Source organism: Lawsonibacter sp. (assembly GCF_022777125.1).
GTDB classification, from domain to species: Bacteria; Bacillota; Clostridia; order Oscillospirales; family Oscillospiraceae; genus Lawsonibacter_A; species Lawsonibacter_A hominis.
The window spans coordinates 1-10,258 of the sequence record NZ_JALFGV010000129.1; the positions used below are offsets into that span (position 1 = coordinate 1).

The window sequence follows — 10,258 nt, forward strand, 5'->3', positions numbered from 1 at the left end:
TCAATGTTCACGAAATTGCCCCAGCGGCCCACCAGCTGGCCGATGAGCAGGCCGAACACGCCCAGATCCGCAAAGGCTAAAAACTTGATCTTTCGCACCTTACAGAAGACCAGAAGGGTGAGTACCGCGGCGATCACGCCGCCGTAGATGGCAAGGCCGCCATCCCAGATGCGCACCATCGCCCCGAAGTCCAGGGAGCCGTCCTCCCGCCGGAAAAGATCCAGGTAGAAGATGATGTAGTACAGCCGCGCCCCGATGATGGCCAGGGGCACGGCAAAAAAGAGCATGTCGATGATATCGTCCTGCCGGATGCCGAACTGGCCGGCCTTCCGGCTGCAATAGAACACGGCCAGCAGGAAGCCTGCGGCAATGATGATCCCGTACCAGTACACCGGCCAGCTGCCCACGTGGAAGGCCACACGGTTGAGCTGGAATTCCAGTCCCAGTCCCGGGAAGGAGACGGTTCCCATCATGCCTGCCCTCCCGGCCGGACCACGGCCAGCGCCCAGCGCTCCGGTTCCGCCAGGCGGCGCAGGCATTCTTCCACGTGCTCCCGCCCGATGTCCGCGTAGAGCTCGGGAAAACGCAGATACTCAAACCCCGCAAAATGCGCCTGGGCCTGCTCGATGCAGATCGTTTCAAAGGAGTTGAGCGCCCGTACCCGCGCGCCGTAGCCGGAGCGTTTCAGCCGCTGGAAGAAGGCTTCCTCCAGACCGCGCTCCGCCAGGCGCCGCGCCTCGGCCAGCACCGCGCCGCGCACCGCCTCCGGCTCCCGGCTCTCCCCCCCTGCGGCCAGAAGCGCGCAGCCCGGATACTGCTCGAACCCGTAGCCGAAGTTCTTGTTGATGAGCCCCTTCCGGTACAGGTCGGCATACAGGGGACTGGAGGTGCCCAGCAGCGCCTCGCAGGCCAGCTCGCTCACCAGCTGACGGCGCAGGCGCTCCTCGCCCGCAGGGGCGGTATCGGCCTTGCAGCCCAGCTGGAAAATCGGCGTGGAGACCGCCATGCGCAGCTGTTTGCCGGGGGCGGCGGCTTTGCCGCGCTCCTCTGTGCCGTAGTCCCGCTCGATCCGTCCGCCGCTCTCCCGGGGCAGGATCTCCCGGGCAGTCTCGATCACCCGCTGGGCGTCCACGTTCCCGGCCACGGTGAGCACCATATTGGAGGGCGTATAAAAGGCCTTGTGGCAGGCGTAGAGGGTATCCGCCGTGATATGGGAGATGGACTCCCGGGTCCCGGCGATGGGCACCCGGATGGGGTGATGGTCAAACAGGCACTCCATCAGGGCGTAGAAGACCTGATTGTCCGGGTCGTCCTCCACCATACGGATCTCCTGGCCGATGATCCCCTGCTCCTTGTCCACGCTCTCCCGGGTAAACCATGGGATGGAGACAAAGGAGAGCAGGATCTTCAGATTTTCATAGAACTTCTCCGTGCTCTCGAAGTAGTAGCCGGTCATGGCGCTGCTGGTAAAGGCGTTGGGGGACGCCCCATTGGCGGCCAGATCCTGAAGGGCGTTGCCGTCCTCGGTATCGAACATCTTGTGCTCCAAAAAGTGGGCTACTCCGGCGGGCGTGTCCTGCCATACGCCGTCCAGGCGGAACTTCATGTCCATGCCGCCGTAATTGGCGGCAAAAAAGGCGTAGCTTTTCTGGAACTCCGGCTTTTGGTCCACATAGATGTGCAGTCCGTTCTCCAGCCGGGCATGCAGCATCGTTTCCCCGATGCGGGGGTATTCCTTGCTTACCATGGGCTCACTCCTTGCCTTTCAGGAAATAGACGGTATCCAGCTTCAGCTTTTGGGCGGCGGAGACCACCTGCTCCCGGGTGACCTGCTCCACGCGCCGGGCCAGCTCCTCCGGGGCTTCGGTCAGACCCGCCGCGGACTGGCCCAGCCAGTAATCCTCCAGCCGCCCCTGCGCATCCAGCGTGGTGGTCAGACTGCTCACCACCGAACGGCGGGCCCACTCCAGCTCTTCCTCCCCAAACGCTCCCGTCCTGCACTGGTCCAGCTGGGCCAGGATCTCCGTCTTGGCCTGCTCCACCCGGTCGAACTCCACGCCGGAGGAGACCAGCATCACGTCCTTGTACTTCATCAGGCCGGAGCTGGCGTAGTAGCACAGCGAGAGACGCTCCCGCACGTTCAGGAAGAGTTTGGAGGTCGTGGTGCCGCCATAGATGGCGTTGACCAGGGTGAGGGCGGGATAATCGGCGTCCCAGGCGTCGATGCCGGTACGCAGGCCCAGGGACAGCTTGCCCTGGGTCACGTCCATAGCCTCCTCCACCAGGCGGGGCACGTCCGGGGCCTGCCGCCGCGCCGGGCGGCCGGGGGCAGTGCGCGCCGCGCCCTGGGGCAGCTCCGCCAGGATCGCGGACAGAGCCTGGCGCACCCGCTCCGGCGCGGCCGAGCCGCAATAATACAGCTCCACCGGAGCAAGGCGCAGCATCTCCTGATAGCGCGTCCACAGCGCCGCGCAGTCAATGGCGGCGGCGGCGGCCTCGCTGCCCAGTTTGTCTACCCCGAAGCGCTCCCCGGCGCACATCTCCTCGACCACCCGCAGCTGGGCATACTGCCGCTTGTCGTTGATCTGGGCCCGGATGCGGTCGATCAGGTTGGTCTTCTCCTGGCTGGTATAGTCGGGGCAGAAGGCCCCGGCGCTGGTATAGGGGTGAAACACCACCTCGCCCAGCAGGGCCGCGGCCCGTTCCAGAAGGGGCGCGCCGTCCAGCGTGTAGGCGTCGTCCAGGAAACTCCCCAGAAAGCCCACGCACTGGGTCTCTCCCTTCTTGCGCACCATGGGTTCCAGCGAACCGCCGTACAGCTCGTCCAGGGCGGCGGAGAGAGCCTCCAGATCCGGATGCTCCCGGGTGCCCCGCCGCAGCACCATGGGGACCAGGGCGTTGAGAGAGGCGGTCTCCTCCTGCAGCGGCAGCAAAAACTGCAGTCCCAGCACGCTGGACTTAAACTTTTTTGTATGCACCGCCGTCAAATGGACGCCGGGCAGAAGTTCGCTTCGGGTGACTTCGATCACGCTCTGTCATTCCTTTCCGTGGAAAATTGCAGTATGGGTATTATACATCGTTTTGACCGATTTGACACCCCTTCGCGGAAAAAAGATTGGCTGTGCGCGCAGTTGCCGTCCCCGCCGCTTTCCGCTACAATAGAGACACGAATGATAAGGAGGCCGATCGCATGACACGTTCCGCTGTGGAAGCCATGGCCCTGGCCGGGGCCGACAAGGTCCGCCTGTCCCGGGAGCAGCCCCTGCGCTATCTGACCCGCGCCGCTGTGGCGGGGGCCTTCATCTTTGTAGGGGCCCTGCTGTCCAGCCTGTGCGCCGCCTGGTTCTACGACGCCAGCCTGCCCCTGGCCAAGCTGCTGGCCGCCCTGACCTTTTCCGCCGCTTTGATCCTGATCGTGCTGCTGGGCGGCGAGCTTTTTACCGGCTGCAATCTGGTCATGGGGGTCTCCCTTTACGAGGGCTCGGCCACCCCCGGTACCGCTCTGCGGGTCTGGATCATGGCCTATGTGGGCAACTGTATCGGCATCCTGGCGCTCTGTCTGCTGCTGGCAGGCTCCGGGGCCAGCAGCGATCTGCTTTCGGCCTACCTGTCCCTCTGCGTCCCCGCCAAGCTCGCCGCTCCCTGGTATATGCTGCTGCTCCGGGGCGTGCTGTGCAATTTTCTGGTGTGCGTGGGGGTATTTGCCGGCTTCCGGCTTCAGAGCGAGTGCGGCAAGGTGATCGCCATCACCCTTGCCATCACGACCTTCGTGCTCGCCGGACTGGAGCACTCCATCGCCAACATGGCCTATTTTGTCCTGTACGCCCTTCTGGTGCCTGGCGGCGCTTCCTTCGCCCTGCTTTGGAACCTTTTGTGGGTAACGCTGGGCAATCTTCTGGGGGGCGCGGTGCTGCTGGGCCTGCCTCTGTGGTACGCGGCGGACGCGCCGCAGCAGCGCGCGCCCTGACCGCGCGGCCTGCGGGGACGCGGCGCGGCCGCGGTCAGAGCGTGACCTCCAGGCGCCGCTCCCCCTCCAATTTTTCCAGATCGAGCCCCTCCGGGACGCTTTTTCCGTCCAGGAGGGTCTTTTTTTCGCTTCCCCGGCGCACGGTGATCTGGAGAACGGCCCGCTGCGTCCGCCAAGTGGCCGTAAAGCCCGGCCAGTCCGGCGGGAGCTGCGGTTCCAGGAAAAGCCGGCCCGCCCGCAGACGGAAGCCCAGCATCTCTTCCATGGCCGTCCGATAGAACCACCCCGCCGCGCCGGTGTACCAGCTCCAGCCGCCCCGGCCCAGATGGCCGGGGGCGGCGTAGACGTCGGCGCAGAGCACATAGGGCTCGCAGCGGTAGACGCTGCCGTCGTGGTGCTCCGGCAGCAGCGCGGCCAGGATGTCCCGTCCCTCCCCCGCCCGCCCGGTCCGGAGACAGGCCAGCGCCAGCCACACCGCCGCATGGGTATATTGCCCGCCGTTCTCCCGCACACCGGGGACATACCCCCGGATATACCCCGGGTCCGCCCCCCCGCCGTCGAACGGCGGATCAAACAGCTTCACCACGCCCGCCCCGCGGTCAAACAGCCGCTCCAGCGCGGATGTGAGCGCCGCAGCGGTCTTTTCCCGATCCGCCGTGGGCGCCAGCGCGGCCCAGCTCTGGGCAATGGAGTCCAGCTGGCACACCTCGTCCCCGCGGCTTCCCAGGGGTCTTCCGTCGTCGTAATACCCCCGCAGGAACCACGCCCCGTCCCAGGCCCGGTCGGCCGCGGCGGCAAAGCGCCCGGCCCAGTCCCGGCAGCGCTCCTCCCGCTGCGCGTCTCCCATCCGGCCGCAGACGGGAGCGAAGCGTGAGAGCACGTGGGCGGCAAACCAGGCCAGCCAAACGCTCTCGCCCCGTCCCTGCTCCCCCACCCGGTCCATGCCGTCGTTCCAGTCGCCCGTGCCCATGCGGGGCAAGCCGTGCTCCCCCGCGCCCCGGCGGAGCACCTGCTCCACGGCCCGGCAGGCGTGGTCGTAGACGCCGCCCGTTTCCCGGGAACGCTCCGGCTGCTCATAGCGCTCCCGCTCCTCCGGACGCAGGGGCGGGGACTCCAGGTAGGGGACCGGTTCCTCCAAAATGCCCCAGTCCCCCCGCTGCTCCAGGTACTCGCACAGCACATACGGCAGCCACAAGAGGTCGTCGCTGATACGGGTGCGCACGCCTTTGTCCCCCGTGCCGCCGGTCTCGTGCCACCAGTGCATCACATCTCCCTCCCGGTACTGATGGGCGCAGGCGCGCAGCAGCTGCTCCCTGGCATACGCGCCGCCGGTGAGCAGTGTGGCGCATACGTCCTGGAGCTGGTCCCGGAACCCGTAGGCCCCGCCGTTCTGATAGCGGGAGGTCCGGCCCAGCAGGCGGCAGGCGATCACCTGGTACAGGCACCAGCCGTTCAGGTAACGGTCCAGCGCCGGGTCGGGCGTGCGCACTTTCAGCGCGGAGACCGTGCGGTTCCAGTGCATCACCGTGCGTCCCAGCCACTTCTGGGCCTGACCGGGGTCCTCCTCCCGCTCCTCCAGATCCGCGCCGGTGGAGAGCGCCAGCACGCCCTCCAGCGTGTAACGTGTCTCTTCTTTGCCGTTTAACCGGCGCCCCAGCTGGCAGGGCGCCCCCTCCAGCTCCAGCAGCAGCACCCGGACCGGCCGGTCCGCCGGGACGAAGGCGGTCGTCCTCACCCGGCGCTCGCCCCAGGTCTTCTCCCAGCGGGCGAAGCCGGGAGCGTAGGTCACGGTACAGGGCAGCCCGTCCCCGTCGGCAAACAGGGAGCGCTCCTCCCCCTCCGCCCGCAGGACGAACCGTTCCGTCCCTCCCACGGCGAGCGGATCGTTGTTCCAGGGCGTGAGCGGGCACTCCCGGGCGTTGCCCCGCCATAGGTGTCCGCAGCCGGTCTCGTCCACCATCCAGCCGAAATCGCCGTTGGTGAGCATCTGGCTCCACCCCACCGGCGGCAGCCGGTTTCCACAGTGGAACTGAAAGCTGCCGTCCGCTCCGGCCTCCCACAGGGGCAGACCCTTTTCAAGGGCAAAGGATCGTTCCGGTTCCGCATCGGGCGGCACATAGGGCGGCCATGCCGCGCCCAAGCGCACCGCGGCCGCCTCCAGCACCGGCGGCGCGGCGGCCAGCAGATGGACGCCTCCCTTGGCGCCCGCCATATGGTCCCATCCGATGGCCCGCAGCCCTTCCGCCAGCCTGCTATGGGCGGGACGCCGGTAATCTCCCCCCTCGTCCAGCAGGATCGCCAGATCAAAGGCGTAACCGCTGCGGGAGAGGAGCTTGTGCACCCCCAGCCAGGGCAGGGCCGTCTCCGCCTCCTCCGCGCCGGCCAGAGTCAGGGCCGCGATGGGAAGATCGCCCGAAATGCCGTAGGGCCACAAAAGGCTCTGTTCTGCCGGGCTCCGAGCCCCAGGATAGACCAGGGCGGCCAACAGCTCAAACGCCTGTAACGTAGTTTCACCTGTCAGCTTGCAGGCAGTCATGAGCCGTTCCAGCTGTACGTTCCCCAAGCGCGCCCGCGGGCTCTGCAGACGGCGTGCGGCCTCTACCGCCTCCTCTCCGCTCTGCCCGGCCGCCAGGGTCAGCCGCAGGCGAAAGGTCCCGCCCGGCTCCAGCGTCACAGGGACGCGCAGCAGCAGGCAGGGATCCAGCACCGCTCCGGCGGAGCTGTGGGCCGGTCCCTGCAAGGCCTGCTCCAGCGCCCGCAGCCCGCCCCGGCCCAGGGCCTGCTCCCGGCTGGTGTCGAAAAAGGCGTCCGGGGCGTCCCACAGGACCGCCAGCGCCGCTCTCCCCTCCCCGCTGCGCCGTGGACGGCGGGTAAAGACGACTCCGTCTCCGGTATGGGCGCTCTCCAAAAAGAGCTTGGAGAACGCCGGGTGGGCCGCATAATCCGCCTGCTTTGCCAGTACCGGCTCCAGATAGCACACCACCTCTCCGCTCAGGCGGCCTTTTCCCTTCCAGCGGAGCACCAGCTCCCGCCGCTCTCCGTTCTCCCGCTCCGGTACCTGCAGGCTGTGGGTGAAGGAGATGCCTCCCGCCGCTCCGGTCCAGCCGGCCCCGCCGTCGAACCGGCAGCGCTCCGGCGTCAGGGCGGTCAGCCCGCCCGGAGCGCTGAACCAAACGGACACGCCCCCGTCCCGGAGCAGGGCGGTCTCCCCCATCCGGGTCCAGCTGCGCCCCAGACTATCGCACAAGACCACATAGGCCCCGTTGGACACCAGATGACAGGCCGGACGCGCCTGCGCCGCCGCCGGGTACTCCCGCACCAGTCCGGCCTGCGGCGGACGCCCCGGCTGCTCCGGCGCCCGGAACTCCCTCTGGCGGAGCACGGCGGCTCCCACGGGCACCTTTTCCTGCAGCAGTTCCCGGTAAGCCCCCATGGCCCGGTCCCGCAAAAAGCGCTTTTGCATCACATTTTCGTTCAGGGCATTGTCGATGGCCACCAGGCTCATGCCCAGATGGTGGGCCATAAAGGTCTGCACCGGCTCGAAGGGGGCCTTGCCGGTACGCCGGGCAAGGGTGAAGTCCAGCGCCTCGTACATGCCGTATTTCCCCTCCGCCCCCAGCGCGCGCAGGCGGCGCAGGTTGTCCGCCGCCCGGCGCGGCGAGAGCAGCAGCGCCAGGAAGGAGGCGTACGGAGCCACCACCAGCTCCTCATCCAGTCCCCGCTTCAGGCCCAGCCGCTGGACCCCGTGGGCCTTGTATTGGTAGCTCAAGCCGGGGTCGAAGGCATAAAAGCAGGATTCGGAGATCCCCCACGGCGTCCCCGTGCGCCGCCCCCGCTTGCGCTGCTCATAGAGGCAAAACGCCAGCGACTCGTAGACCAGGCTGTTGGGTTCCACCGGCAGGAGCAGGTTGGGCATAAAATACTCGAACATGGTGCCCGTCCAGGAGACCATGCCCTTATAATCGTCATCCCCCGTCAGCATCCGGCTCAGCCGCCGCCAGTGGCGCGGACTCACCTCTCCCCGGGCCACCGCCAGGTAGCTGGTCTGCCTGGCCTCGCTGGCCATCAGGTCATACCAGCCCTGGGTGTAGGCCTGCTTTTCGCAGTCGTAGCCGATATAGAACAGCCGCCGCTGTCCGTCGTAAAGCCGGGAGAAGTCCATGCCGTCGGACAGCGCCTCCGCCCGCCGGGCCAACGCATCCTCCCCCCATTCGTACAGTCCTTCCCGCAGGGCGATCAGGCAGGCGCACAGGTTGCCCGCGTCCACGGTGGATACATAGCGGGGCGTGAGGGGCGCGGCGGAAGCCGTGTCATACCAGTTGTAGAAATGTCCGTTCCACTTGGGCAGCGTCTCCAGCGTATCCAGCAGATGCCCGATGAGGGAGAGCGCCTTCTTCCGGGAGCACAGATCCAGGTCCGCCGCCGCCAGGCAGCACAGCAGGGCCATGCCGGCGTTGGTGGGCGAGGTACGCCGGGCGGGCCCCAGGTCGGGTCCCTCCTGCACGTTGTCGGGCGGCAGCCAGTGATCCTCCGGGCGAAGCCAGTCTGCAAAATACTGCCAGATCAGCGCCCCCTGGTGGAGCAGGAAGGGCCGGTCGGCCTGGGGCGCGGCCCGTTGGGTCGGGAGGGGGCGGCTCATGGCCCAGGCGGCGCAGGGAGCGAGCGCCCACAAAAGCCCCGCCGCCGCGCCCGCCGGGATGCGGGCGAACAGGATGGCCAGACCGCCCGCCGCCACGGCGCTCCATCCCTTGCGGTAATTGGCCCACAGGCCGTCCCCCGCGCGCCGTTCCGCGTCCGCCGCCGTTACCCAGGCCAGCAGCCCCCGGTGCGTGACCAGCTGCCGCCATAGGGCGGTTGCGATGGCGCTGGCGCAGGTCCAGGCGTGGAGGGGAAGAAACAAAAGCTGCAGCAGCGTCTGGAGGATCACGCCTCCAAAGCCCGCCACGATCGAGGCATGGTAGCGCTCCCGCAGGCCCCGGCCCCCCCGCCAGAAGAGCTCCGCTCCCGACAGAAGAAGATTGGACGCGGCCGCGGCCGCGGCTACCCCCGCCGCCAGGTTAAAGTCCAGGCGGCCCACGCACATGCCCAGCAGCAGGGAAAGCAGGGTGCTCACCGGGGAAAGGGAACGGCGCAGATTGTCAAAAATCTTCCACCGGGCCATGAGGGTGATGGGGTTGGGTTCCAGTCCTCCCGCCTGATTGCGCACCCGGCGGCCCAGCCAGGGCAGCAGCTGCCAGTCTCCCCGCACCCAACGGTGGAGGCGGGCATAATAAGAGGTCACCTTATAGGGATAGCTGTCGGTGAGTTCCACATCCCCGATCAGTCCCGCGCGGAGATAGGAACCCTCCAGCAGATCGTGGGAGAGGACCCGGTTTTCCGGGAAACGGCCTTCCAGGCAGGTAAAAAAGGCATCCACGTCGAATATGCCCTTTCCGGTATAGGTGCCCTGGTCGAACAGGTCGTGGTACACGTCGCTGGCGGTGGAGCCATAGGGGTCCACCCCTCCCTGTCCGGCAAAAATGCGGGCAAACTGGCTCTTGTTGGCCGCCCCCAGCTCCACCCCCACCCTGGGCTGGAGCACCCCGTAACCGGAGACCACCACACGGCGGCGGCGGTCCACTACCGCCCGGTTCAGCGGGTGGAGCATGGCTCCGGTCAGCTCCCGGGCCGAGCCCACGTTGAGGGCGGTATCCGAATCCAGGGTAAGCACGAAGCGGGTGCCGTTCAGCGCGCCGCGTTCTCCAGAGAGCACCTGCAGCCCGGTCCTGCGCCCCTTCAGCAGGCGGCACAGCTCCAGCAGCGCCCCCCGCTTGCGTTCCCAGCCCTGGTAGCGCTCGTCGGTCTTCTGGAACACGGGTTCCCGGAAAAAGAGGTAAAACCCTCCGCCATAGGTCTCGTTGAGCGCATCGATGGCCCGGCGGGCCGCGTCCACCCATTGTCCGGCCCGGCTTCCCATGGGGGCGTCCCGGTCGGGCAGGTCGGCCAGCAGGCCGAACCGCAGCTGCGCCCCTCCGTCCCGGTTGGCCAGCCGGTAACGCTCCAGCAGGGCGGCGTACTCCGGCCCGGAGTTCTCCCCGCTCAGAAGCCCCGCGATCACGCAGAGGGTACGCCCCTCCCGCGGCACGCCCTGCTCCAGGGCCATGCGGAACACCGGACGGGGCCGCACCAGGCGCACCGCCAAAAAGTCCAGCACATTTTTCACCAGATCGGACACGGGCAGCAGGAGCAGCAGCGCCACCCAGCCGCTGTGCAGCAGAAAGCCCAGCAGCAGCGACAGGCACAGGCTACACA

5 protein-coding genes are annotated in these 10,258 nt (G+C 67.5%); 1 reads left to right on the forward strand and 4 read right to left on the reverse strand.

Annotation, left to right across the window (positions count from 1 at the left end; all coding sequences use genetic code 11):
- From MR825_RS10535 to yfmF, 3 genes are all read right to left on the reverse strand, one after another.
- Nucleotides 1-473: prolipoprotein diacylglyceryl transferase family protein (locus MR825_RS10535; RefSeq protein ID WP_287880660.1), on the reverse strand; the 473-nt coding region annotated here is incomplete at its 3' end.
- Nucleotides 470-1,747, reverse strand: coding sequence for an EF-P 5-aminopentanol modification-associated protein YfmH (gene yfmH, locus MR825_RS10540; RefSeq protein WP_287880662.1), 1,278 nt, complete (start codon nt 1,745-1,747; stop codon nt 470-472). The genes MR825_RS10535 and yfmH, both read right to left, overlap by 4 nt.
- Before the next feature lie 4 nt (nt 1,748-1,751).
- Nucleotides 1,752-3,029: an EF-P 5-aminopentanol modification-associated protein YfmF gene (yfmF, locus tag MR825_RS10545; protein WP_186907797.1), complete on the reverse strand. Its 1,278-nt coding sequence runs from the start codon at nt 3,027-3,029 to the stop codon at nt 1,752-1,754.
- A 161-nt stretch (nt 3,030-3,190) separates the two neighbouring features.
- On the opposite strand from yfmF, the gene MR825_RS10550 reads away from it, so the two are divergent.
- Nucleotides 3,191-3,967 (forward strand): formate/nitrite transporter family protein, encoded by a 777-nt coding sequence (locus MR825_RS10550; RefSeq protein ID WP_287880663.1) that lies wholly within the window; start codon nt 3,191-3,193, stop codon nt 3,965-3,967.
- Nucleotides 3,968-4,001: 34 nt separating this feature from the next.
- Here MR825_RS10550 and MR825_RS10555 read toward each other — a convergent pair.
- On the reverse strand, nt 4,002-10,258 hold a 6,257-nt coding region (locus MR825_RS10555), incomplete at its 5' end, for a GH36-type glycosyl hydrolase domain-containing protein (protein WP_287880665.1).

Excerpts from the sequence above, each read along its gene's own strand:
- yfmH (WP_287880662.1), bottom strand. The coding sequence starts at position 1,747 with ATGGTAAGCAAGGAATACCCCCGCATCGGGGAAACGATGCTGCATGCC.
- MR825_RS10550 (WP_287880663.1), top strand. The coding sequence starts at position 3,191 with ATGACACGTTCCGCTGTGGAAGCCATGGCCCTGGCCGGGGCCGACAAG.